Raw genomic sequence first — 24219 nt, 5'->3', positions numbered from 1 at the left:
CTCCCGCCCGTCCGTGCGCTCAGCGGGAGCCCGCCCATGGCCGATCGGCTGAGCTGGACCGCGGCCCGGCGCATCGCGCTGCGCGCCCAGGGGATCGGCGGCGCGCGGCGCACCGCGATGCCGTCGGTGGCCGGGAGCAGGCGCGCCCTGGTCCGCACGCTCGCGCGCACCCAGCTGCTGCAGATCGACTCGGTGAGCGTCTTCGTGCGCGCGCACCACCTGCCCGTCTTCACCCGTGCCGGGATCTGGGACCCCGCCGCCCTGGACCGCGCCTCCCGACCGGGACGCCACCGTCTGGTCCACGAGACCCTCGCCCACGAGGCGGCCTTCGCGACCGAGGAGGTCAGCGCGCTGCTGGACTTCCGCCGCCGCGCGACCTCGCAGAGGGACTGGGGCGTGCTGCGCGATATCGCCACCACCTCCCCGCACCTGTTCCCCCGCGTCCGCGAGGCGCTCGAGGAGATCGGCCCCGCGAGCGCAGCCGCCGTCACCCGCCACCTCGGCGACACCGAGCGGGGCGAGGGCTGGGGGTGGCGCCGCACCCGCAGCCAGTGGGCCGTGGAGTACCTCTTCCGCAGCGGGGAGCTGGACTGCGTGGGCCGCACCTCCCAGTTCGAACGGCTCTACGTCCCCGCCGCGCCCCGCGAGACGTCCCCGCCGCCCGAGGCGGAGTCGGTGCGGCGCCTGGTCTCCCTCGCCGCACGCTCCCTCGGCATCGCCGAGCAGAGCTCGCTGGGCGACTACTTCCGCCTCTCCGCCGCGCAGACGCGCCCGGCCGTGGCGGAGCTCCTGGCCGGCGGCGAGCTCGAGGAGGTCGAGGTCGCCCACCCCACCGGGACGCGCACCCTGCTGCGCCACCGCGAGGCGCCCGGACCGGGCCCGCTGCGGGCCAGGGCGCTCGTGAGCCCTTTCGACCCGCTCGTCTTCCACCGGCCCCGCCTCGAGCACCTCTTCGACGTCGACTACCGCATCGGCATCTACACCCCCGCCCACCGGCGCACCACCGGCTACTACTCCCTGCTGTTCCTGCTGGGCGACGTGATCCCCGCGCGCGTCGATCTCCGCGCCGACCGGGAGCAGGGCGTGCTCGAGGTGCGCGGCGCCTTCGCCGAGCCGCTCCCGCACCTTCCCGCCCGGCAGCGCCCGGGAGCGGACCACGTCGCCGCCGCTCTCGCCGAGGAGCTCGACCTGGCCGCGCGCTGGCAGGGCCTCGAGCGCATCGAGGTGGCCACCGGCGCGGGGACGGGCGCGCTCTCCTCGCCGCTGGCCGCCGCGATCGCAGCGGGCTGAACGCCCCGCGCACGGCGGTGTGCCGCCCGTCGGCCGCCTCCTGGCGAGCGGCCCGCCGGGTGAGGAGGCCCGCAGGTGCTCTGCTCTCACGACGGTGACGCTTACGATGGGTCCGGCATCAGCCGTCCATGGGGACGTCCCCAACACCTACGGGAGCACACGAGTGGTCAACCTCTTCGACAAGATCCTGCGCGCCGGCGAAGGGCGGGAGGTCCGCAGGCTCGAATCCATCGCGCAGCGCGTGGGCGAGGCGGAGGACGTCTTCTCGGAGCTCTCCGACGAGGAGCTGCGCGCCGAGACCGACCACTTCAAGCAGCGGCTCGAGGACGGCGAGACCCTCGACGACATCCAGGTCGAGGCGTTCGCGGCCGTGCGCGAGGCCGCGCACCGCACCCTCGGCCAGCGCCCCTACGACGTGCAGATCATGGGCGGTGCCGCCCTGCACCGCGGCCGCATCGCCGAGATGAAGACCGGTGAGGGCAAGACCCTGGTCGCGACCCTGCCCGCCTATCTCAACGCCCTGGCGGGCAAGGGCGTGCACATCGTGACGGTCAACGACTACCTCGCCGGCTACCAGAGCGACCTGATGGGTCGCGTGTTCCGCTCGCTGGGCCTGACCACCGGCGTGATCAAGTCCGGGATGACCCCGGAGGAGCGGCGCGAGCAGTACGCGGCCGACATCACCTACGGCACGAACAACGAGTTCGGCTTCGACTACCTGCGCGACAACATGGCCCTCTCGCCCGAGGAGCGAGTGCAGCGCGGCCACTTCTTCGCGATCGTCGACGAGGTCGACTCGATCCTCATCGACGAGGCCCGCACGCCGCTGATCATCTCCGGGCCCGGCTCGGGGGACGCGAACAAGTGGTTCAGCGAGTTCGCGAAGGTCGTGAGGCTCCTGCGCCGCGACCGCGACTACGAGGTCGACGAGAAGAAGCGCACCGTGGGCGTGCTCGAGTCCGGGATCGACATGGTCGAGGACCACCTCGGCATCGACAACCTCTACGAGTCGCTGAACACGCCCCTGATCGGCTTCCTGAACAACGCCATCAAGGCCAAGGAGCTGTTCAAGCGGGACAAGGACTACGTGGTCCTCAACGGCGAGGTGATGATCGTCGACGAGCACACCGGGCGCATCCTCGCCGGCCGACGCTACAACGAGGGCATGCACCAGGCCATCGAGGCGAAGGAGGGGGTGAAGATCAAGGCGGAGAACCAGACCCTCGCCACGATCACCCTCCAGAACTACTTCAAGCTCTACGAGAAGCTCTCGGGCATGACCGGCACGGCCGAGACCGAGGCCGCCGAGTTCATGAACACCTACAAGCTCGGCGTCGTGCCGATCCCGACGCACCGCCCGATGCGTCGGGAGGACCAGGCCGACCGCATCTACCGCACCGAGAAGGCGAAGTTCGACGCGGTCGTCGAGGACATCGTTGAGCGCCACGAGAAGGGACAGCCGGTGCTGGTGGGCACCACGAGCGTGGAGAAGTCCGAGTACCTCTCGAAGCTGCTCACCGCCCAGGGCGTCACCCACGAGGTGCTCAACGCCAAGAACCACGCCGGGGAGGCGGCGATCGTCGCGATGGCCGGCGCGAAGGGTGCGGTCACCGTCGCGACGAACATGGCCGGGCGCGGCACCGACATCATGCTCGGCGGGAACGTCGAGTTCATGGCCCACGCCGAGCTGGAGCGGCGCGGCCTGGACGCCGAGGAGGACCAGGAGGCGTACGAGGCGGCCTGGGACGAGGCGATCGAGCGGGCGAAGGAGGAGGTCGCCGAGCAGCACGACGAGGTCGTCGAGCTCGGCGGACTGTACGTGCTGGGCACCGAGCGGCACGAGTCGCGCCGTATCGACAACCAGCTGCGCGGCCGCTCCGGCCGACAGGGCGACCCGGGGGAGTCCCGCTTCTACCTCTCCCTCCAGGACGATCTGATGCGGCTGTTCAACTCCGGGGCCGCCGAGTCGCTGCTCGCCCGCGGCGGGGTGGACGAGTCGATCCCGCTGACCGGGCGGATGGTCTCCGGTGCGATCCAGCGCGCGCAGAACTCGATCGAGTCCCGCAACGCCGAGATCCGCAAGAACGTGCTGAAGTACGACGACGTGCTGACCAAGCAGCGCCGGAAGTTCTACGAGGAGCGCTCGCGCATCCTCGAGGGCGAGGAGCTCGATGAGCACATCGAGCGCTTCATCGAGGAGGTCATCGGCGGCACGGTCGACGCGCACACCGCCGGCAAGCCCGCCGAGGACGTCGACCTCGAGGAGCTGTGGGGCGCGCTGCGCCCGGCCTTCCCCGTCTCCCTCACCCCGCAGGACGTGATCGACGAGGTGGGCGGCAAGGAGAACCTCGAGGCGGGGCTGCTGAAGGAGGAGATCCTCGCCGATGCCCGGGTCGCCTACGAGAAGCGTGAGGAGGAGCTCGGCGAGGAGGGGCTGCACCAGCTGCAGCGCCGCGTGCTGCTGTCGGTGATGGACCGCCGCTGGCGCGAGCATCTCTACGAGATGGACTACCTCAAGGAGGGCATCGGCCTGCGCGCCATGGCCCAGCGCGACCCGCTCATCGAGTACGAGCGCGAGGGCCACCTCATGTTCAACGACATGATGGCCGGGGTGAAGGAGGACGTGGTCGGCTACGTCTACAACCTCGAGGTCCAGGTCGAGAAGCCCCAGTCCGTCGTGCCGAAGGCGGTCAGCGCCCTGCTGCGCGGCGCGAGCGCCCGAGCGGCTGCGCCGACGACGGCCGACGGGGCGGGGTCGGGCACCGATCCGGAGGCGCCGTCCGCCGATGCGGAGGCGACCGACGCCGCCGCGGGCACCGCGGACGCCGGGGGAGGCGCCAGGTTCGCGGAGCGCACGGGAGCCGACGGCGAGCGTCCGGAGAGCGGCTCCGAGGACGCCGACGCCGCAGCGGCCGACGCATCGGAGGAGGGGGAGGACTCCCGCGCCGAGCAGCTCGAGGCCGAGAGCAGCGTAGTGCTGCGCGCCAAGGGGCTCGACGACGGCCCGAGCGACCGTCAGCTGCGCTACAGCTCCGCCGAGGGCAGCGGCGTGCAGGACGTCGGCACGCTCACCCGCGCCCAGCGCCGTCGCCGCGCCCGCACCGGGGACGCCCCGGCGGCCGAGACCGTCTCCGACAAGCCCGAGGGCGCTCCGCAGGGTGACGGGATGAACCGTGCCCAGCGCCGCGCGGGCCGGCGCCGCAAGGGCTGATCGTCCCTCTCATCCGATCTCGAGGACCGTCACCCGCCACCCGGTGTGCCGCAGCTCCCAGCGCATGGCGAGGAAGCGGGCCCGGTCCGGCTCGCGCAGCACGCAGCTCGCCTCGACGGTCTGCGGATTGACCACGCAGGTGCGCACGCCGGTGACGACCAGCTGGCGCGGCGGCGCATAGCCCGTCGCGGAGCGCAGCCGTCGTGTGAGCGCCGCCCGTCGCGCCAGGGTCTGCGCGACCTCGGGGGTCACCAGGCGCGACAGGGCGCTGGCCGGGCACATGTCGCGGATGATCTCGACCGCCCGGCGCGCGACCGGCTCGATCATCCGCTCCACCAGCAGCGGATCCTCGGACGCGCGAGCGCCGGGTCGCACAGCGGCGTGGACGGGACGCTGATCAGTGGTGCTCATGACGCCGCCTCCTCGTCGAGCGCGGCCGGCACGGTGAGCACCTGGCCGGGCCGCAGCAGATCGGGATCGTCCCCGATCACGGCGCGGTTCGCCTCGTGCAGCAGCGGCCAGGAGCTCGCCAGCAGCGCGGGATCCTCCGGCGCGGGGCCGAGCACGTCATCGGTGATGGACCACAGCGAGTCCCCCGGCTGGACCACCACGGTGCGCCGCGTCGAGTCGGCCTCCTCGTCGGCGTCGCGACCGGTGCCCTCCTCGGACCCATGATCCTGGGCGGCGGCGTCGCCCCCGTCGGGGGCGTCGGACTCCTCCGGGACGCCGGCGGGCGGCGTCTTAGAGTCGGTCGACTCCTGCGCGCCGCGCGGAGCGTCCTCGTCGCCGGCTCCCGCCCCGGCGGCGGTCTCCTCGGCAGGGGGCTCCTCCGCGTCGGCCGTCTCCGGCTCGGCCGCTCCCTGCGCGGGATCACCGCCCCAGCCGAGCGAGGGGAGGGGCTCCTCGGGCCCGTCCTCGCTCTCGTGGGCCGCCACGGGATCCTCCTCCGGCAGCAGCTGCGAGGTCTGGAGGACCGTGGGACGCTCCTCGGGCCCGCCGGGGACCTGCTCGCTCGCGAGCGCGGGGCCGAGCACCAGCCCGGTGGCGGCGGTCGCGACGGCCGCGCCCATGCTCACTCGGCGCGCCAGGCGCGGCGCCAGCACCCGCAGCGCCGGGAGCAGCACCCGGCCGAGGCGTCCCGCGGGACCGGCGAGCTGGATCGCGGCGGCCAGGGCCCATACCAGGGCGAGATAGAGGCACAGCAGAGCGCCCGCCGCGGCGAGGCCGAGCAGCATCCAGCCGATCAGCTGCTCCTGGCCGTGCACGCCCCGGGTCCCGCGGCGAAGGCTCGCCGCCGCGGCGCTCATCGCGCACGCACCGCCGCCGGCGAGCACGGTGCCCAGCAGGGAGGTCCCCGCTCCCCGCGCCCCCTGCGCCTGTCCGCTGTCCCCCATGACCGTCCCCTCGCCTCGTCCGGGTCGCCGCCGGTTCCTCCGACGGACGTCCTCATCGTGGATGTCGTTTGATGCAGTTTGCTGCGATTCGATCGCGTATGCAGAAAGGTAGCCGGGTGTGATGCGGGACGCAACCGCCTCGAGCGCGCCTGTTGATCCGAGGCGGCTGTGGAGGAGAGGTCGCACCGCTCGTCGCGGGGGCCGCCCTTCGCGGAGGCCGGGCGCTCTAGAGTGAGCCCATGCGTTTCGAGAGGATCTTCGAGGACCTCGAGGGGCGGCTCGAGCACCATGAGCAGGAGGAGCTGCGGGCGGTCTCCGAGGATCTCGCGCGCGCCGAGCGCGCCCAGCTCACCCTGGCCGATCGGCTGCGCGGCGCGGGCGAGCGCGAGCTGACCGTGCACATCGGCGCAGACCTGCGCCTGTCCGGCGTCGTGCAGGAGGTGGGAGCGGAGTGGGTGGCGCTGCGCGAGACCCGCAGCGCGCAGCGTGCCGTCGTGCCGCTGGCCGCGATCGGGATCGTCGAGGGGCTTTCCTCCCGGGCGCGGCCCGCGGAAGCCACGCTGCGCTCGCCGCTCGGGCTCGGCTCTGTGCTGCGTGAGATCGCGCGTGATCGCAGCGTGGTCCGGCTGGAGACGAGCGCGGGGGCAGTCCTCGGGCGGATCGCCGCCGTCGGCGCGGACACCCTGGACGTTCTCTCGCTGCCGACGGGGGAGTCCGCGAGCGTGCCGGGCTCCACGCGGCTCACCGTGACGACGGACTCGCTGCTGGCCGTGCTGCCGCGCTGAGCGGACCGCGCCGGAGCTCAGGCTCCGCGACGGCTCAGGAGCGTCCCTCGGCGGCGTCGCGCTCGAGGGCCCGCTCCTCCTCGAGGAGCGCCTCGGTGCGGCGGTAGCTGCGCTCGATGTAGGACTCGAGCTCGCTGACCTCGACCCGCCACTGACCGCGACCGCCCACCTTGATCGCCCGCAGCTCGCCCGAGCGCACCAGGGCGTAGGCCTGCGAGGCCGAGATCGACAGCGTCTCCGCGACATCGGAGAGCGGGACGAAGCGTGGCGGCATCGATGATCCTTCCGGCCGGGACGGGGCAGTGCTGCGCACAGTCTCTCACCTCGCCGGGGCACCCGCCCCCGGGATGTGGACAGCCCCGGCGTCTCGGAGGAGGGGATCGTCCTGCGGACTGGGCTGTCCACAACGACGGCGGTCCGCCCCCATCCCGGCCCGGACTGCCGTAACCTCCCGTCAGGTCCGTCAGCAGCGGGCCGACGCCGAGGGGACGGACGAAGGGGCCGGAGGATGACAGTGGGGGCCGATGCACCGGTGATGAGGCTGCGCCGACCGCGATGGAAGGATCCGCGCCTGATCGTCGGGATCGTCCTCGTGCTCGCGAGCGTGCTGATGGGGGCGCTGCTGGTCTCGAGACTCTCTGCCACCACCCCGGTGCTCGTCGCCCGCGGCACGATCGTCCCCGGCGATCCGCTGGAGAGCGCGGACCTCGCGACCGTCGAGCTCCGGCTCGGGGATCACCGCGATCAGTACATCGGCACGCTCGAGGCCATCCCCGAGGGCGCCGTCGCCACCGCGGCCGTCCAGGCCGGCGAGCTCCTGCCCGTCTCCGCCGTCGGACAGAGCGGGGACGTCCCGCTGCGGCCCGTGGTGATCCCCGTCGAGCAGACCGTCGCCGAGTCCGTGGTCGCGGGAGCATCCGTGGAGCTGTGGCACACCTCGCCCTCCGTCGCCGACGGCGGCACGGGCGAGGCGGAGCTGCTGGTGCCCGATGCCGTCGTGCGTCGCATCGACGAGGGCAGCTCGCTGGGGATGCGCTCGATGTCGGTCGAGGTGCTGGTGCCCGCCGAGGATCTCGCCGCCGTGCTCGAGGTGCTCTCCCAGGACGAGCGCCTGGACGTCATCGGGGTGCCCGGAGCCCACGGAGTCACGCCGTGATCGACATCGTCCTGTGCGCCTCCGGCAGCGAGGAGGTGCGGATCGTCCACGACCTCGCGATGGACCGCACCCGCCCGGCACGGGTGGTGAGGCGCTGCGCCGACCTCACCGAGACCCTCGCCGTGGTCGCCGCGGGCATCGGGGACGTGGTGCTGATCGACCTGTCCGTGCGCGGGCTCAGCCGCGACGCCGTCGCCTCCATGCTCCGCAGCGCGGCCGTGATCGGGCTGCGCTCCCGCGAGGAGGCCGAGGGCACGACCGTCGGCCTGCGCCATGTGCTCGAGGCCGACGCGCCGATCGAGGAGATCCTCGCCGCCGTCACCGCCGCGGTCTCCTCCGACGAGGAGCATTCCGGCTGGGTGCAGGAGGGCGAGGAGCCGGCATCGGAGCGGGAGACCGGACGACTGGTGGCCGTCTGGGGTCCCGCAGGAGCGCCCGGCCGCTCGACCGTCGCCGCGAACCTGGCCGCCGAGGCGGCGCTCGCCGGGCACGGCACCGTCCTGGTGGATGCCGACACCTACGGCCCCTCGCTCAGCCAGATGCTCGGAGTGCTCGACGAGGCGCCCGGGCTCGTCGCCGCCGCTCGCGCCCACGACCGCGACACCCTCACCGAGGAGACCCTCGACGCGCTCCTTCCCGTCGTCCAGACGAATCTCCGCCTGCTCAGCGGCATCGGCGTGCCCGCGCGATGGGCCGAGCTGCGCCGCGGGGCGATGGACGGCGTGTGGAGCGCCCTGCGCCGGCGCGGCGGGATCGTCGTGGCGGACATCGCACCCGTCCTCGAGGAGGACGAGGAGCTCAGCTACGACACCGCTGCGCCCCAGCGCAACGCCGCGGCGCTCAGCGCCCTGGAAGCCGCCGACGCCGTGATCGCGGTGGTCGCCGCGGACCCGGTGAGCATCACGCGCCTGCTGCGCGATCACACCCGGCTGCAGGAGCTCGGGGTGGAGGAGCTGCACGTCATCGTCAACCGTGCGGGATCACCCGTGCCCGGAGACCGGATCCGTGAGCTGATCGCCTCCCGGATGCCGGTCGACTCCCTGCACCTGCTGCCGGACGACCCGGTCTCCTGCCGCACCGCCGCCTGGGACGGGGCGCTGCTGTCCGAGGCCGCCGCACGCTCCGCGCTGCGCCGAGGGCTGCGCGAGATCGCCTCCTCCCTGCTCGTCCCGGACCCCGCGCAGGAGAGCTCGACCGCGGCGGAGGAGAAGGCCGACGTCACGGCGGGCGGGTGAGAGGATGACGCCATGAGGATCTACCTTCCGCTGACCGCACCGGACCGTGCCGCGCTCGAGCTCGCGAGCACCCGGCTCGAGCTCGCGGAGGGCCGCCCGGCCTGGGCCGTGACCGCCGCGGCGCAGCGCGGCTTCCCGGGGGAGGACCTCGAGGACCTCGAGTACGAGGCGCTGCAGGACGCCGTCCACGTCGCCTACGGGACCGGCTCCGCGAACCAGCGCGCGCTCGTCGTCGCGGCCGACGTCCCCGATGCCGCGCTCGGCGAGGCCGCCGACGGCGGGGCTTTCGGCACGGTGCTCGTCTCCTCCGCCTCGGCGAGGATCGCGAGCTTCCACGTCACCGAGCTCGACGCCGCCGCGGCGGAGGCCGACGACACCGACCCCGCTCTGCTGTGGTTCGACGCCACGGAGGCCGCGGATGCGCTCGCCTATCTGGACGGAGCCACGACCGAGGGCTGAACGGCCGTCGGCCTCAGGCGCCCTGCCGGTCCCGATAGGTCGCCGCGGAACGCTCCTCCGCGCGCAGCACCGTGGAGACGTAGGGCACGGCGGCCTTCTCGATGCGCGGCCCCAGCAGCGGCACCTTCGCCACCAGGTCGCCGTCGATCTCGACCTCGCTGCGCTCCTGATCCGCCGTCCGCAGCCGCAGCGTGGCCGTGAGACCGGCCGGGGTGCCCACGACGTCCAGCCGCATCGTGCCCGTGCGGGAGCCGTCCTCGCCCGGCGCGGACCAGGTCTGCACCTCCCGCACCGTCACCGAGGAGCCGACGAAGGGCCTGACGATGTCCGGCACTCGGTCGGTGGGCAGGGACAGCTCGGAGGTGACCGTGAACGCGCCGGAGGGGTCGCCGTCGACGTGCGAGGACGCGTCGGTGGCGCCGAGGGTGTCCCGCCGGATCGCCGTGTACTGCGCATCGGCGTACATCACGGCGGCGGCGCGGGCAGGCAGGGGCAGGTGCAGGGTCTCGCGGAGCTTCATCGGGGTCCTTCCTTCGGGACGATTCCGCGCCAGCCTAGAACAGCGGGAGCCGTCCGCCGGACCCGTCGCGGACCCGGGCCGGGGGCTGGGTGGGCGATTCGCGGACGACGGGGTCGGGACCCCTATCCTTGGCCCATGCCGTCTCTGTCCAAGTTCCTCGCCGACAACCGCGATCTCACCGAGAAGGAGGCGGACTGGCTGCAGCACCTCGTCGGGGACTGGAACCTGCTCTCCGACCTGCTGCGCTCCGACCTCGTGCTGTGGCTGGCCGAGAACGAGGGGCCGCTGGCCGTGGCGCACTGCCGCCCGGCGACGGGCTCGACCGTGTACTACGAGGACCCCGTCGGCACCGAGCACCGGGCCGACGACGGATCCGCGCCGGACCCGGAGGGCGCGGAGATCTCCCGCCTCCTCGCCGGCGGCGATCCCGCCGCGGAGCCCACCCCGATCCAGCGGGAGGGCCGCAGCGCGACCGGCGTGCTCGTCCCGGTCCGCAAGGACGGACGCACTCTCGCCGTCCTCGCCGCCGAGTCGCCGGAGCCCGAGGGCGCCCCGAGCGACAACGAGATCCATCAGCGCCTCCTCGGCGCGCGTCTGCTGGACATGCTGCAGAACGGGGCGTTCCCCATCGAGGGCGCCCCGATCCCGCCTCGCCGCGGCGCGCCCCGGGTGGGCGACGGCGTGGTCGAGCTCGACGAGGCCGGTGTCGTGAAGTGGACCTCCCCGAACGCCCGCTCGGCCTTCCACCGCTTCGGCATCGACGGGGACATGACCGGCGCCACCCTCGCCGAGCTGTCCACGGAGGTGCTGCAGTCCCGCAGCCCCGTGGACGAGTCGCTGCCGCTGGTGCTGATGGGCCGGGCCGCCTGGCGCTCGGACATGCAGGCCCGCGGCGGGACCCTCTCCCTGCGCGCCGTGCCGCTGACCGAGGACGGCCGGCGCACCGGCGCCGTGATCCTCGTGCGCGACGTGACCGAGCTGCGGCGGCGGGAGCGCGAGCTGATCACCAAGGACGCGACGATCCGCGAGGTCCACCACCGGGTGAAGAACAACCTCCAGACCGTCGCGGCGCTGCTGCGGATGCAGTCGCGGCGGATGAAGACCGACGAGGCCCGCGAGGCGCTCGCCGAGGCGATGCGCCGCGTCTCCACGATCGCCCTCGTGCACGAGTCGCTGCTGCAGGGCTCCGAGGAGGCGGTCCACTTCGACGAGGTGATCGACCGGTGCCTGCGGCTCGCGGTCGACGCCGCCAGCGCGACCGTGCACCGCGTGGGCACGCCGCAGATCGCGGATGCGCAGGTCGAGGTGCGCACGGAGAAGATCGGGCGGGTCGGCACGATCCGCGCCGAGGAGGCGACGCCGCTCGCGCTCGTGGTCACGGAGCTGGCGACCAACGCGGTCGAGCACGGGCTCTCCGAGACCGGCGGGACGCTCACGATCCGCAGCGAGCGGACGGGATCCCACCTCGTGATCTGCATCGAGGACGACGGCAACGGGATGGGCGCCGCGAAGCCGACCGGGCTCGGCACGAATATCGCCCTGACGCTCGTGCAGGGGCAGCTCGGCGGCACGCTGACCTGGGAGGATCGTCCCGAGGGAGGTACCCGCGCGGTCGTCGACGTCTACCTGGACCCGCTGACCATCTGAGACGGCCGCCGGGCGGTCCGAGCCGTCCTCCGGGAGGTCAGCTCGCGCGGCGGGCGCGCGCGTTGCGGCGCTTGAGGGAGCGGCGCTCGTCCTCCGACAGACCGCCCCAGACGCCGGAGTCCTGACCGGTCTCGAGCGCGAACTTGAGGCACGCCGTCATGACGTCGCACTTCTGGCACACCGCCTTCGCCTCCTGGATCTGCGTGATCGCCGGTCCGGTGTTCCCGATCGGGAAGAACAGCTCGGGATCATGGTTGAGGCACTCGGCACGGTGGCGCCAGTCCATCGTCACTCTCTCTTTCCAGGACGTCGCGCCCGGCCCCGGAGCGGGGCGAGGCGCGGCGAGGGTCGCTCCCTGCGGGGCGTTCTCGGGTTCTCCGCTCGCCGTCGCCCGGCCGGATGCGATGCGCATCCGTCGGCCTCGGCGGGACGAGCCGCTGTCCATTCTCGGCGGCATCTCGTGACGTCGACAAGGGTCTGGACCACCGGGCCTGGTGGCACTTCCCACACGGGGACCTCCGGGAGCGCGGAGGGGGTGATGCCGGGCACGAAGCCGTTGCCAGCAGTGAGCGGAGGTGCTTCAGGAGCGGGCCTCCGGCGACCGGTGACGACCGATACAGTGCCCCCATGCCCACCGCCGCACGTCCCTCCCGGCCCGTCGACGCCGAGGATCCCTCGCCGCGCTCGCGGCCCGTCGCCGCCGTCCTGCTGGGCCTGGAGGCCCTGCTGCTGGTGGTGACGGCGAGCTACTTCCTCCTCGCCGCCGCGGGCGGCGGGGTCGCGGGCAGGCTCGGGATCGGGCTGGGCCTGTTCCTGCTGCTGTTCGCCGTCGGCGTCGCGGTCGCCGCCCGCTCGGTGCTCGTCAGGGGCCGGTTCGGGACAGGCTTCGGGATCACCTGGCAGCTGTTCCAGGCCCTCGTGGGGGCCAGCATGCTCAGTTCCGGGATGGTCTGGCAGGGCGGGCTCGCGATCCTGCTCGCGATCGTGGCGTTCGTGCAGCTCGCCCGCCTGGTGCGCTCGACCCCGCTGCCCTCGCGGCTGGACTGACCCGGGCCCCGCCGGACAGCGCATGTCCGACGGGGCCCGGCCGCGACCGGTCCGGCCCTCAGTCGCCCGAGGCGAGGGCGGCAGCGGGCGCGGTGCGCGCGGCGGACCGTCCCGGCAGCACCGAGGCGAGCGCCCCGGCGGCCAGGGCCAGCACGAGCACGATCGCGAGCCGGTCCCAGGGGATCGTGATCGAGACCGGATAGGTCGAGCCCAGGATCGCGATGATGCCGAGCACGCCGTAGAGGCTGCCGATCAGCAGGCCCAGCACGGCGCCGACGGCCGCGAGGAGCAGCCCCTCCCAGCCGAGCATCGCCCGCATCTGCCGGCGCGTGGTGCCCAGCGCCCGCAGCAGCGCGTTCTCGCCGGTCCGCTCGACCACGCCCAGGCTGAGCGTGTTCGCCACGCCGACCAGTGCGACGAGCACCGCGACCGCGAGCAGGCCGACCGTGATGCCCAGCAGCACGTCGAGGATCTGCGCGTAGGACTCCCGCTCGGCACCGCCGGCGTCGCTGCTCGCCCCCTCGAAGCCGTCGCCCGAGGTGACCGTCTCGACGGAGGTGATCAGCTCGTGCACGTCCACGCCCTCGCGCTCGGCGGTGCCGGGGTCGGCGAAGTCGGCGAGCACGGTCGGGGTGGTGCCCTCCCCGAGGAGCTCCTCGAGAGTGCCGGGGGTCACCAGGGACATCTGCAGGTTCGCATCGACGTGCACGCGCAGGTCGTGGTTCTGCCCGTCGGCTCCCTCCAGGGAGAGCACCTGCCCGTCGTGGAGCCCGAACCGCTCGGCGCGCTCCTGCCCCAGCAGCACGGTCCCGTCGGCGAGCTCGTCCGCCATCTCGGGCCGGTGGGAGATCTCCCGGACCGTCTCCGGGCTCGCGGAGTACAGGGTCATCGGCTCGTCGGCGCCGACCTCCACGTCCCCGCGCGCACCGGCGAGGGCGGAGTCCATCCCGTCGATCGCGGCGATCTGCTCGGCGGCGTCCGCGGGCATCTCGTCGGCGGAGAGGACCAGGTCGATCGGGCGACGCGAGTCCAGCTCCGAGGTGAGCGTCGCCTCGGCCGTGCGGGCCCCGACGGTCATCATCGTCATGAGGGTGGTGCCGATCAGCAGCGCCGCGATCGTCGCCGCGCTGCGGCGGGGATTGCGGGCCACGTTCGCGCCCGCGATCCGGGCGGGCAGCCCGCCCAGCAGCGCCCCGACCCGGGCCGCGAGCGCTGCGAGAGGACGAGTGAGCACCACGAGCACGAGCATCAGGCCGGTGAAGCTCACGATCCCGCCCGCGATCGCCGCGAGGATGCCGGGACCGGCGCTGCCGCGCACGGACAGCACCGTGCCGGCCACGAGCGCGGCGACGCCGGCCACCACGGCGAGCAGGCCGAGCACGCCCCGCGCCCCGAGCCCGCGCGTGGCGGCGGGCGGTGCCGGGCGCAGCGCCTGCAGCGGCGCGACCCGGGTGGCGGAGCGGATCGGGGCGAGGCTCGCCAGGACCGTGATCGCGATGCCGGCGAGCAGCGGCAGCAGCACCGACCACAGGCTCACCGGGACGGGCGCGACGCCGTGCAGCCAGCCGACGGCCGCGGCGCCCGCGAGGGCGGCCTGGACCAGGAGGTGGCCGGCGACCACGCCGAGCACGGCGCCGAGCGCGCCCACGACGAGCGACTCCCGCAGCACGACGGAACGGACCTGGGAGCGGGTCGCGCCGAGGGTGCGCAGCAGGGCGAGGGAGCGGGTGCGCTGGGCGAGGGTGACCGCGAAGGTGTTCGCGATGACGACGGCGCTGGTGAACAGGGCGATCACGACGAACACGGCCAGCACCAGGCCCAAGGCGGCGAAGCCCTGCAGGAACTGCCCGGCGGCCTCCTCCTCGGCCTCCTCGACGCTGTGCACGGCGATCCCGGGCCCGGCGGCGTCCTGGGCGGTCTCGGCCGCCTCGGCGGGGTCGGTCCCGTCGGGGACGGTGGCGAGCCAGGTGTCGGTGAGCGTCCCGGCGCTCGGCCCGAGCACGGTCGCGGCGTTGACGTCCTGGACCACCAGGCGGGGTGTCCCGCCGAAGACGGCGCCGGCCGGGTCCGCGGCGATCCCGACCACCTCGAGGGTGGTCTCCGCGTCCTCGCCCGCGGCCTCGGGATCGGTGGCGCCGGCGACGTCCACGGCGATCGGGTCGCCGACGCGGACGTCGAGCGTGTCGGCCGCGGAGCGGCTGAGCACGATCTCGGACTCGGAGCCGGCGGCGCGGCCCTCCTCCAGGTCGTCCTCCTGGCCGGGCGGGAGCATCGTCGCCTCGAAGAAGCCGCTGCCGGAGGTGGAGCTCGCCTCGAGGTAGCTCTGGGGGGCGGGCCACACGGCCTCGGCGCCCTCGACCTCGGGAGCCTCCAGCGGCTCCTCGGCGGCCCAGTCCTCGTCGCTGAGCTCGCGGGTGACCGCGAGGTCCGCTCCCTCGTAGATCTGGGAGGCCTGGGAGCGCAGGGAGGCCTGCATCAGGTTCCCGGCCAGCACCATCACCGCGACGAAGGCGCAGGACAGGGCGATGGTGATGACGGCGGCGAGATGGCGTCGCAGGGGCGTGAGCTTGACGGTGGAGCGGGCCATCAGCGCTGCCCTTCCTGGGCGCGCGCGGCGAGGTCGGCCGGGGCGCCCCGCCGGGAGCGGAGGTCCTCGTCGGCGGCGATCCGGCCGTCGGCCAGGGTGAGGATCCGGTCGGCGCGCTCGGCGGCGTCGCGCTCGTGGGTGACCATCACGACGGTCTGCCCGAACTCGTCGACGGAGAGGCGCAGGAAGTCCAGCACCTCCTCGGTGGTGCGGGAGTCGAGGTTGCCGGTGGGCTCGTCGGCGAAGACCACGGCGGGGGAGGTGACCAGGGCGCGGGAGATCGCCACGCGCTGGATCTGTCCGCCGGAGAGCTGGGAGGGCAGGTGGTCCAGCCGGTCCGCGATGCCGAAGGCACTGGTGAGGGTCTCGAGCCAGGCCCGGTCCACCCGGGTGCCGGCGAGCTCGAGCGGCAGCAGGATGTTCTGCTCGGCGGTCAGCATCGGCAGGAGGTTGAAGGATTGGAACACGAAGCCGATCCGTTCGCGGCGCAGCCGGGTCAGGGCGTCGTCGCGCAGCGTGGTCAGCTCGGTGCCCTCGAGCTCGATCGAACCTGAGCTGACCTCGTCGAGGCCGGCCAGGACGTGCAGCAGCGTCGACTTGCCGGAGCCCGAAGGGCCCATGATCGCGGTGAACGCGCCGCGGGCGATGTCGAGGTCCACGGCGTCCAGCGCGGTGACCGTCCCGGCGCCGGTGCCGTAGGTGCGGGTGACGGCGCGGGCACGCAGCGCGACGGGATCGCCTGCGGTGCCGGCGGAGGGCGGGGGTGCGGCCTGGGCGGCGGTCGTCATCGGGACTCCTTCGTGACGGGGTCGGGGTGTCGACTCCGATGCTTCCCGAGCAGGGCCCCGGCCGTCGTCAGCCCACGGTCGTGCGCTCGCGCCGGGAGAGGGCCCCCGGGAGGGGGAGGGGTCATACCGGGGGATGACCCGGGCGCGGCGCGCGGAGTCCTGGCCCGCCGGCGGCCCGTCGGGCGCCGGCGACGCCCGCCCTGCGCTGCGGAGGCCCTGCCGCTCAGTGCTCGCCGGGGGAGACCAGGCCCGTCTCGAAGGCGATGATGACGGCCTGGACCCGGTCGCGGGCGCCGAGCTTCGCCAGGACCCGTCCCACATGGGTCTTCACCGTAGCCTCGGCGACGAACAGCTCCGCCCCGATCTCCCGGTTCGAGAAGCCGCGCCCCATCAGGGTCAGCACCTCGCGCTCCCGCTCGGTGAGCTCGTCGAGGACGGAGGTGTCCTGCTCGGCGGGCTCGGGCGTGGAGACGACCCGGGCGAGGAGCCGGCGAGTGGCCGAGGGGGCGATCACCGCGTCGCCGCGGTGGACGGTGCGGATCGCGCCGAGGAGGTCCTCGGGCTGGGCGTCCTTGAGCAGGAACCCGCTGGCGCCGGCGCGGATCGCCGCGACGACGTACTCGTCGAGGTCGAAGGTGGTCAGCACGATGATCTTCGGGGCCCGCTCGGCGGGCAGGCGCTCCAGCAGGGTCGAGGTCGCCTCGATGCCGTCCATCCTGGGCATCCGCACGTCCATCAGCACCACGTCGACGCTGCGGGCGGACAGCTCGCGCACCGCCTCGGACCCGTCGGTCGCCTGGAGCACGACCTCCATGTCGTCCTGCGAGTCGATGACCATCGCGAAGCCCGTGCGCACGAGCGGCTGGTCGTCGACGAGGGCGACGCGCAGGGGGCGGGAGTCGGTCTCGGTCATCGGGTCTCTCCTGGAGGATGCGCGGCGGCGGGCGGGATGTCGGACGGTGCCCGGGGCGCGGCCGGGTCGGAGGCGGGGACGAGCGGCACCGTCGCACGGACACGATAGCCGCGCGAGGGCAGCGGCCCGGACTGCAGCGTGCCGCCGAAGACGCTCATCCGCTCCCGCATGCCCGTCAGTCCGTGGCCGAGCCCGTCGGAGTCGGGGTCGGTGCCGCGGCCGTCGTCGATCACCTCGAGCGTGAGATCGGCGGCGGTGCGGTGCAGGCGCACGGAGGCGGTCGCTCCCGGTCCGGCGTGCTTGAGCACGTTGGTCAGCGCTTCCTGCACGAGGCGGAACACGGACATGCCGACGGCCTGGGGGATCCCCTCGAGCGCGCCGTCGACCTCGAGGGACACCTCGAGCCCTGCGGCGCGGACGCGCTCGAGGAGGTCGGGCAGCTGCTCCGGGCCGGGCTGCGGGCCGAAGCTGGTCTCGTCCTCCTGGCGCAGCACGCCCAGCAGGGAGCGCATGTCGGCGAGCGCCGCGCGACCGGTCTCGCCGATGGTGCCGAGTACCTCGACCGCCTTCTCCGGCTTCTGCGCGGCGACGAAGCGGCCCCCGTCGGCCTGCGCGATGATCACCGAGAGGGAGTGGGCGACCACGTCGTGCATCTCCCGGGCGATGCGGGCCCGTTCGTCGGCGACGGCGAGCGCGGTGCGCTGCTCCCGCTCGCGCACCGCCTGCTCGGCCCGGTCCCGGGTGAGGGCGAGCTGGCGCACCCGGGCGCGCTGCAGGTTCGCCAGCGCCCAGATCGCGACGATCGTGATGGTGCCGACGACGTTCAGGCCCAGGAAGGTCACCGCCGCCTGCATCGGCCCGCCGTACTCGTCCCGCAGGGCGAGCACGCCCCAGTACCCGGACTGGGAGAGGGTGCCGAGCACGCCGGCACCTGCCCCGATCCCGTGGACCAGGGGCGTGCCGTAGGCGACGGCGCAGAACATGGCGTAGAAGGTCATCGCATCGCCGAGGACGACGGGCATGTTCAGCAGCAGGTGGGTCACGGCGAGGCCGCCGATGACGATCACGCCCAGCAGCGGCCGCACCCGGCACACCGCGCCGGCGAGCACCATCGGCACGGAGAACAGCGTCCACCAGCCGAAGGAGCCGGTGCCCACGGCGAAGAGCAGGACGAGCAGGGCCGCGGCGCCGAAGCCGATGAGGTCGACGGTGCCGGGGTTCTCGATGATCCAGCGGAAGGGGTCGTGCCGGCCGGAGCGCGCTTCGGCCTCCGACGCCGGTGCGCGGTCGGGGGAGGCGGGCCGCGAGGGGGCGGCGTGCGAGGGGCCGTCGGTCATGGCACGAGGGTACGGGCGGGGGCCGGGGAAGGCGTCAGACCCGGGGCGGACCCGGGGCCCGCGAGAGCGGGAGCCGCCTCACAGCTGCTGCGTCACAGCAGCCGCTGCGGTCCTTCGAGCAGCTCGGGGCCGTCGTTGCCGACCTTCCCCACGGCCGGGTCGACCTCGCGCACCTCGAGGCTCGAGTCCTCGATCAGGTGGGAGTCCTCGAGGATCCACTCGGCGGCGGCGCGGCGGTCGTCCATCGCGGTGTCGAGCCAGGCATCGACCGCCTCGCGGCGCAGCATCACGGGGGTGCGGTCGTGGATGTCGGCGAGCTCGCCGGTCGCGGCGCGGGTGATGATCGTGGCCGAGAGCAGGAAGGCGCCGTCCTCGCTCGCGGCCGGTCCCTCGTGGCCGCCGGGGCCCTTCCACCAGGACACCAGCGCCGCCATGTGCAGGGGCGAGCCGTCGGCCGGGGCGATGAAGCACGGCTGCTTGCGCGTGCCCTTGTCGTCGCGCACCCATTCGTAGTAGCCGTCCATCGGGACGATCGCGCGATAGCGGGAGAGGCTGCCGCGGAAGCTGGGCTTCTCGCCGAGGGTCTCGCGGCGGGCGTTGAAGGTGCGCGAGGAGAAGGACTCGTCCTTCGCGAACGGCGGCAGCAGCCCCCAGCGCGCCGCGCGCAGCGCCCGCAGCACCTGCCCGGTCTCCTTGTCGATCGACTCGGTGACCACGTGGATCGGGGCGGTCGGCGGGATGTTCCAGCGCGAGCGCAGGCGCGGATCCTCGAGGTCGACCGCGCCGAGGTCGTCCAGCAGCGGCTCGATCTCCTGGAAGAACGCGAAGCGCCCGCACATCTCAGGAGTCCTTGGTATCCGTGCCGCCAGCGCCCGGGGCGTCCGTCGCGCCGTCCGACGCGGTGGGGTCGGTGTCCGGGGAGACGGTCGGCACGCCGTGGCGCGGGGTGAGGCGGGCGTCCTCGCCGGTGTAGGCGTCTGCATCGTGGTGGAGGTTGCGCAGGCGGATGTCGCGGCCCTCGTCCACGATCGCTTCGCGCTTCTGATCGGCCTTCTCCGCCCCGGAGGACTCCCGCATCGGCAGGGCGAGGGAGTCCTCGGCGGGCTTGCCGGCCTCGAGCTCGCGGGCGCGTTCGTACTCGGCGTCGACCTCGGCGCCGAGGATGATCACGATGTTGATGACCCACAGCGCGAAGAGCACGGCCATGATGCCGCCGATCGCGCCGTAGCTGGAGTAACCGGCGACGGTGCCCATGTAGATCGACAGCGCCACCCCGGCCACCGCGATGCCGAGGATCGCGAAGACCCCGCCGGGGGAGATGAAACGGAAGGGCTTGTCGATGTTCGGCGCGCCCCAGTACAGCAGCGAGATCAGCGCGAAGGCGATCACCAGGATCACCGGCCACTTCACCCAGGCCCAGATCGGCAGGAAGGAGTCCAGCAGGAAGGCGAGCACGCCCTCGGCGCCGATGGAGGAGGCGATCGGCCCCAGCAGCCCCTCGACCAGCGAGGCGCTCAGCAGCAGCGAGACCATCACCAGCAGGATCCCGAGGATCATCGCGAGGGTCAGCAGCAGCATCGTGCCGTTCATGCGCACCGGGCCGCGGCCCTCGGGGACCTCGTAGACCTGATTGGCCACCCGCCCGTACGCCTTCACATAGGCCGAGGCCGACCACAGGGCCGTACCGATACCGATGATCAGCGCGATCGTACCGCCGGTCGCGGAGCCCATGAGGGACCTGACGGTGTCCCGGACGGCGTCCTCGGCGCCGAGCTCGCTGCCGCCGGCGGCCTGCTCGACGACGTCCACCAGCAGATCCGCGATCTGGTCCTGGATCCCGGCCAGCAGCAGGGTCGCCAGCGAGAACACCGCCAGCAGCGTCGGCGCGATGGAGAGGACCATGAAGTAGGTGAGCTTCGCGGCCTGATCGGTGCCGCCGTCGCGGAGGAACTCGGCGATGACGCGCTTGGCCATGTACTTCAGGGTGGGACGGGACAGCTTCGGGGCGTCCTCGCCCGCGCTGGTGGTCTCGGCCATGGGAAGCTCCTCGATGGAAGACGGCTCGTGGACTGCTGTCATCCTGCCATGGGAGGGGCCGGGGAGAGTTGTCCACATTCCCTGGAGACGTGCGGCGAGCGACGGAGTTTCGCCCTAGAGTAGCTCGCGTGCCGCGATCTGCGTCACAGCACCGCTCGGTGGTGGGACCGGGCGGTAGGCCGGGAGGGGAGACGTTGGACGCCGCCACCATCATCGAGAGCGAGTCGCGGGAGCTGATCAGGCGCCGCGGCCTGGACGTGCACGCCGATCAGCTCGAGCCGCTGATCCGCGAGGTCCTCGCCGACTACGACCGTCGCTCCTCCTCGGGCGAGGTGCCGGTGCTGCACGACGACGACACCATGGTCGCGCAGGTCGCGGCCCGGATCGGCGGCTTCGGCCCGCTGCAGGAGATGCTGGACGACCCGAGCATCGAGGAGATCTGGCTGAACTCGCCCTCCCAGGTGTTCGTGGCGAGGAACGGGCGCAGCGAGCTGACCACCGTCGTGCTGACCGATGACGAGGTGCGCGGGATCGTCGAGCGGATGCTCGTCTCCAGCGGGCGCCGCCTGGACATGTCCAGCCCCTTCGTCGACGCGCTGCTGCCGGACGGGTCCCGGCTCCACGTGGTGATCCCCTCGGTGACCCGCACCCACTGGGCGATCAACATCCGCAAGTTCGTCGCCGGCGCCCACGACCTCCAGGGCATGGTCGCCCTCGGTTCCCTCACCCAGCAGGCCGCGGACTTCCTCGACGCCGCGATCGCCTCCGGGCTGAACGTCATCACCAGCGGGGCGACCGGGGCCGGGAAGACGACCTTCCTGCGCTGCCTCGCCCAGTCGATGGGGGCACGGGAACGGATCGTGACCATTGAAGAGGTCTTCGAGCTGAACCTCGCCCTGCGGGACGTGGTCGCGATGCAGACCCGCCAGGCGAACCTCGAGGGGACCGGCGAGATCACGCTGCGGCGCCTGGTGCGGGAGGCGCTGCGGATGCGGCCCAGCCGCATCATCGTCGGCGAGGTGCGCGAGGCCGAGTCCCTCGACATGCTGATCGCCCTGAACAGCGGCCTGCCGGGCCTTGCGAGCATCCATGCGAACTCGGCGCGGGACGCCGTGACGAAGCTGTGCACGCTGCCGCTGCTGGCCGGGGAGAACGTCTCGAGCCGCTTCGTGGTGCCGACGGTCGCGAGCTCCATCGACCTGGTCGTCCACCTCGACATCCTCGCCGACGGGCGCCGCCGGGTCCGGGAGATCGTCGGCCTCAGCGGGCGGGTCGAGGAGGAGGTCATCGAGGTGACCGATGTCTTCTCGCTCCAGGGCGACCGGCTCGTGCGCGGTGACGGACATCCCCCGCATGCCGAGCGCTTCGCCCGGGCGGGCCACGACCTCGCCGCCCTGCTCGGCGGCAGGAGCGCAGCATGACCGACGGCGCCTTCCTCGGCCTGGTCGCCGGGCTCGGACTCCTCGCGATCTGGTGGTCGCTGTGGGAGCAGGAGGGGGCGGTGCAACGGCCGGGCCGTCTCTCGCGGTGGATGGAGCGCCTGCGAGACGACCTGATCACGGTGGGGCTGGGCACCGTGCCGCCCGCTGCGGTGCCCGCGCTCAGCGCCGGGCTGGGGCTCGTGGTCACCGCGACGCTCTGGGCGGTCTCGCACGCGCTGGTCCCGGCGCTCACGATCGGAGCGATCTCCACCGTCCTGCCCGTGCTTCTGCTGCGTTCGGCAGCACGGCGGCGCACCACGGCGATGCGCGAGGTGTGGCCGGAGGCCGTGGACCACATCAACTCCGCGATCCGCGCAGGGCTCTCCCTTCCCGAGGCGCTCGTCCAGCTCAGCCGGAAGGGTCCGGAGGGGCTGCGGCCCGCCTTCTCCGAGTTCGCCCTGGACTACCAGGCCAGCGGCGACTTCGCCGCCTGTCTGGACCGGCTCAAGGTGCGACTGGCCGATCCCGTCGGGGACCGGATCGTCGAGGCGCTGCGGATCACGCGGGACGTGGGCGGCACGGATCTCGGGGCCCTGCTGCGCACCCTCTCCGCCTTCCTGCGCGAGGACTCCCGCACACGGGCCGAGCTCGAGGCCCGACAGTCCTGGACCGTCAACGCCGCCCGCCTCGCCCTCGTCGCGCCGTGGATCGTCCTGGCGCTGATGTCGACGCGGCCCCAGGCCGCCCAGGCCTACGACTCCGCGGCCGGCATGGTCCTCGTCGTGGTCGGCGGGGTGCTCTCGCTGATCGCCTATCGCGTGATGCTGACGATCGCCCGGCTCCCGCAGGACGAGAGGGTGCTGCGATGAGCGTCACGCTGCTCGCCGGGGTGCTGCTGGGCCTCATGCTCGGCACTGGGCTCTTCCTCCTCGCCTCCCAGCTGCCCTGGCTGCGCCACCGTGATCTGGGCAGGCGCATCGATCCGTACCTGAGACGCTCCCGGAGCGCCTCCCTCTTCGCGGCACCCGCGACGACGAGCCGGACGCGCACGGTGGTGGAGAACCTGTTGGGGCCGGTGGCCGTGCGCGGACTGGGGCTGCTCGAAAGGCTCACCGGGGGAGCGGACCAGCTCGAGCGTCGCCTGCGCCTGGCGGGACGGCGCACCTCCACCGACTCGTTCCGCATCGAGCAGGTGGTCTTCGGCGCGGTCGGCCTGGTGCTCGGGATCGCCATCGCGGTCGCGGCGATCGTGCTGCGGGATGCGAGCGCGATGCTGGGGCTGTTCATCGTGGTGCTGGGCGCGCTGCTGGGCGTGCTGCTGCGGGACTACCTGCTGGGCGTGGAGATCTCACGACGCGCCGCGCGGATGGCGCGCGAGTTCCCGACCGTCGCGGACCTGCTCGCCCTGGCCGTCGCCGCGGGCGAGAGCCCCATCGCGGCCATGGAGCGGGTGGCGCGCACCTCCACGGGAGCGCTCCCGGACGAGTTCGCCGCGACCATCGCCGACATCCGCTCGGGCGCGAGCGTCGCCCAGGCCCTGGCCTCCCTCGGGACGCGCACACCGCTGGAATCCCTCAGCCGCTTCGGGGAGGGAGTCTCGATCGCGATCGAGCGCGGAACGCCGCTCGCCGAGGTGCTGCGGGCCCAGGCGCAGGACGCCCGCGAGAACGCGAAGCGCGAACTCATGGAGATGGCCGGGAAGCGCGAGATCGCGATGCTCGTCCCCGTGGTGTTCTTCGTGCTGCCGCTCGTGATCGTGTTCGCGATCTTCCCCGGCCTCGCCGTCCTGGAGATCTCGCTGTGAGCCCGCCCCGTCCCCGCCCCCGCTCGCCCGCGCGACCGGGCCCCGACCGCCCCACCCGCTGCGCTCCGCCGCATGCCGAAAAGTACTGCACCACCCCGTCCCGACCCCGACCGGGCACCCGCCCGGAGCCGTCCGCCGAGGAGGCCGACATGACCGTCCACCGCCCCCGACTCCACCGTGACCGACTCCGTCGCCGAGGGATCCACAGCTCGCACACTGAGAGGTCCGCACCGTCCCCCTCCGGCCGGGGTCTCGGCCGACGGCTGCTCGCCCGCCTCGCCGCCGAGGACGGGGACGTGCCCGGCTGGGTGCTGATCACGCTCATGACCGCCGGAATCGTCGTGGCGCTTTGGGCCGTCGCCTCCGACCAGATCGTCCAGATCTTCGAGAATGCGATGGCGCCGTTCCTCGGCGGCAGCCTCTGACCGCGGCCGCCGGTCTCAGCGAGCTCCCGATGCTCCGCGCTGCCCCGACCCGCTCCCGCGCCCGCGTCCCCGCGGCGATGCGGGAGCTCGACCTGACCGGACGCGGGGCAGTCGCGGCACCGGCGCACCGGAGGCGCGTACCTGACCGACGACGACACGACCG

The 24219-nt window shown here is 73.3% G+C and carries 23 protein-coding genes; 12 read left to right on the top strand and 11 right to left on the bottom strand.

The window, feature by feature from the left end; all coding sequences use genetic code 11:
* Window positions 1-36 precede the first annotated feature (36 nt).
* Complete coding sequence (locus tag D1648_RS11665; protein ID WP_122942011.1) at window positions 37-1290, top strand: winged helix-turn-helix domain-containing protein; 1254 nt, start codon at window positions 37-39, stop codon at window positions 1288-1290.
* Between the two features lie 163 nt (window positions 1291-1453).
* Window positions 1454-4501, top strand: coding sequence for a preprotein translocase subunit SecA (gene secA, locus D1648_RS11660; protein ID WP_122942009.1), 3048 nt, complete (start codon window positions 1454-1456; stop codon window positions 4499-4501).
* A 9-nt stretch (window positions 4502-4510) separates the two neighbouring features.
* On the opposite strand, the gene D1648_RS11655 is transcribed toward secA, so the two are convergent.
* Complete coding sequence (locus tag D1648_RS11655) at window positions 4511-4912, bottom strand: Rv3235 family protein (protein ID WP_122942007.1); 402 nt, start codon at window positions 4910-4912, stop codon at window positions 4511-4513.
* On the bottom strand, window positions 4909-5895 hold the full coding sequence (locus D1648_RS11650) for a LysM peptidoglycan-binding domain-containing protein (protein WP_122942005.1): 987 nt from the start codon (window positions 5893-5895) through the stop codon (window positions 4909-4911). The genes D1648_RS11655 and D1648_RS11650 overlap by 4 nt, the downstream gene beginning before the upstream one ends.
* Before the next feature lie 239 nt (window positions 5896-6134).
* On the opposite strand from D1648_RS11650, the gene D1648_RS11645 reads away from it, so the two are divergent.
* The gene (locus D1648_RS11645; RefSeq protein ID WP_122942002.1) at window positions 6135-6680 is read left to right on the top strand and encodes a hypothetical protein; all 546 of its coding nucleotides are present in this window, start codon (window positions 6135-6137) and stop codon (window positions 6678-6680) included.
* Window positions 6681-6714: 34 nt separating this feature from the next.
* Here the strand turns inward: D1648_RS11645 and D1648_RS11640 are convergent, their stop codons facing one another.
* A complete protein-coding gene (locus D1648_RS11640; protein ID WP_122942000.1) occupies window positions 6715-6954 on the bottom strand; it encodes a helix-turn-helix domain-containing protein in 240 nt (79 codons plus the stop codon).
* A gap of 234 nt (window positions 6955-7188) precedes the next feature.
* On the opposite strand from D1648_RS11640, the gene D1648_RS11635 reads away from it, so the two are divergent.
* From D1648_RS11635 to D1648_RS11625, 3 genes are read left to right on the top strand one after another with little or no spacing between them, the layout of a single operon-like run.
* Window positions 7189-7836: an SAF domain-containing protein gene (locus D1648_RS11635; protein WP_241155470.1), complete on the top strand. Its 648-nt coding sequence runs from the start codon at window positions 7189-7191 to the stop codon at window positions 7834-7836.
* Entirely contained in the window at window positions 7833-9071 is a 1239-nt protein-coding gene (locus D1648_RS11630; RefSeq protein ID WP_122941996.1) for a P-loop NTPase, read from the top strand. The genes D1648_RS11635 and D1648_RS11630 overlap by 4 nt, the downstream gene beginning before the upstream one ends.
* A gap of 12 nt (window positions 9072-9083) precedes the next feature.
* Entirely contained in the window at window positions 9084-9530 is a 447-nt protein-coding gene (locus D1648_RS11625; RefSeq protein ID WP_122941994.1) for a hypothetical protein, read from the top strand.
* A gap of 13 nt (window positions 9531-9543) precedes the next feature.
* Here the strand turns inward: D1648_RS11625 and D1648_RS11620 are convergent, their stop codons facing one another.
* Complete coding sequence (locus D1648_RS11620; protein WP_122941992.1) at window positions 9544-10050, bottom strand: DUF2505 domain-containing protein; 507 nt, start codon at window positions 10048-10050, stop codon at window positions 9544-9546.
* A 135-nt stretch (window positions 10051-10185) separates the two neighbouring features.
* Here D1648_RS11620 and D1648_RS11615 point away from each other — a divergent pair, with 135 nt between their 5' ends.
* Window positions 10186-11697, top strand: coding sequence for a sensor histidine kinase (locus tag D1648_RS11615; protein WP_122941990.1), 1512 nt, complete (start codon window positions 10186-10188; stop codon window positions 11695-11697).
* Window positions 11698-11734: 37 nt separating this feature from the next.
* Here D1648_RS11615 and D1648_RS11610 read toward each other — a convergent pair whose 3' ends face one another.
* Window positions 11735-11983, bottom strand: coding sequence for a WhiB family transcriptional regulator (locus tag D1648_RS11610; RefSeq protein ID WP_102235098.1), 249 nt, complete (start codon window positions 11981-11983; stop codon window positions 11735-11737).
* A gap of 341 nt (window positions 11984-12324) precedes the next feature.
* On the opposite strand from D1648_RS11610, the gene D1648_RS11605 reads away from it, so the two are divergent.
* Window positions 12325-12744, top strand: coding sequence for a hypothetical protein (locus D1648_RS11605; protein ID WP_122941988.1), 420 nt, complete (start codon window positions 12325-12327; stop codon window positions 12742-12744).
* Window positions 12745-12802: 58 nt separating this feature from the next.
* On the opposite strand, the gene D1648_RS11600 is transcribed toward D1648_RS11605, so the two are convergent.
* The 6 genes from D1648_RS11600 to D1648_RS11575 form a co-directional block, all read right to left on the bottom strand.
* On the bottom strand, window positions 12803-15331 hold the full coding sequence (locus D1648_RS11600) for an ABC transporter permease (RefSeq protein WP_122941986.1): 2529 nt from the start codon (window positions 15329-15331) through the stop codon (window positions 12803-12805).
* The gene (locus D1648_RS11595; protein ID WP_122941983.1) at window positions 15331-16119 is read right to left on the bottom strand and encodes an ABC transporter ATP-binding protein; all 789 of its coding nucleotides are present in this window, start codon (window positions 16117-16119) and stop codon (window positions 15331-15333) included. The genes D1648_RS11600 and D1648_RS11595 overlap by 1 nt, the downstream gene beginning before the upstream one ends.
* A 223-nt stretch (window positions 16120-16342) precedes the next feature.
* On the bottom strand, window positions 16343-17032 hold the full coding sequence (locus D1648_RS11590) for a response regulator transcription factor (RefSeq protein WP_122941981.1): 690 nt from the start codon (window positions 17030-17032) through the stop codon (window positions 16343-16345).
* A complete protein-coding gene (locus tag D1648_RS11585; RefSeq protein ID WP_122941978.1) occupies window positions 17029-18369 on the bottom strand; it encodes a sensor histidine kinase in 1341 nt (446 codons plus the stop codon). The genes D1648_RS11590 and D1648_RS11585 overlap by 4 nt, the downstream gene beginning before the upstream one ends.
* Window positions 18370-18461: 92 nt before the next feature.
* A complete protein-coding gene (locus tag D1648_RS11580) occupies window positions 18462-19208 on the bottom strand; it encodes an SOS response-associated peptidase (RefSeq protein ID WP_122941976.1) in 747 nt (248 codons plus the stop codon).
* Between the two features lies 1 nt (window position 19209).
* Complete coding sequence (locus D1648_RS11575) at window positions 19210-20406, bottom strand: YihY/virulence factor BrkB family protein (RefSeq protein WP_241155469.1); 1197 nt, start codon at window positions 20404-20406, stop codon at window positions 19210-19212.
* A 194-nt stretch (window positions 20407-20600) separates the two neighbouring features.
* On the opposite strand from D1648_RS11575, the gene D1648_RS11570 reads away from it, so the two are divergent.
* From D1648_RS11570 to D1648_RS11555, 4 genes are all read left to right on the top strand, one after another.
* Entirely contained in the window at window positions 20601-21827 is a 1227-nt protein-coding gene (locus D1648_RS11570) for a CpaF family protein (RefSeq protein WP_122941974.1), read from the top strand.
* Entirely contained in the window at window positions 21824-22696 is an 873-nt protein-coding gene (locus tag D1648_RS11565; RefSeq protein ID WP_122941972.1) for a type II secretion system F family protein, read from the top strand. The genes D1648_RS11570 and D1648_RS11565 overlap by 4 nt, the downstream gene beginning before the upstream one ends.
* Window positions 22693-23631: a type II secretion system F family protein gene (locus D1648_RS11560; protein WP_122941970.1), complete on the top strand. Its 939-nt coding sequence runs from the start codon at window positions 22693-22695 to the stop codon at window positions 23629-23631. The genes D1648_RS11565 and D1648_RS11560 overlap by 4 nt, the downstream gene beginning before the upstream one ends.
* Window positions 23632-23780: 149 nt before the next feature.
* Complete coding sequence (locus D1648_RS11555) at window positions 23781-24056, top strand: hypothetical protein (protein ID WP_122941968.1); 276 nt, start codon at window positions 23781-23783, stop codon at window positions 24054-24056.
* Window positions 24057-24219: the final 163 nt, after the last annotated feature.

The sequence above is a fragment of the Brachybacterium sp. EE-P12 genome (assembly GCF_003711805.1).
Taxonomy (GTDB): Bacteria; Actinomycetota; Actinomycetes; order Actinomycetales; family Dermabacteraceae; genus Brachybacterium.
Note: the sequence above shows the minus strand (reverse complement) of the source record. Positions and strands in the feature narration are given on the sequence as shown.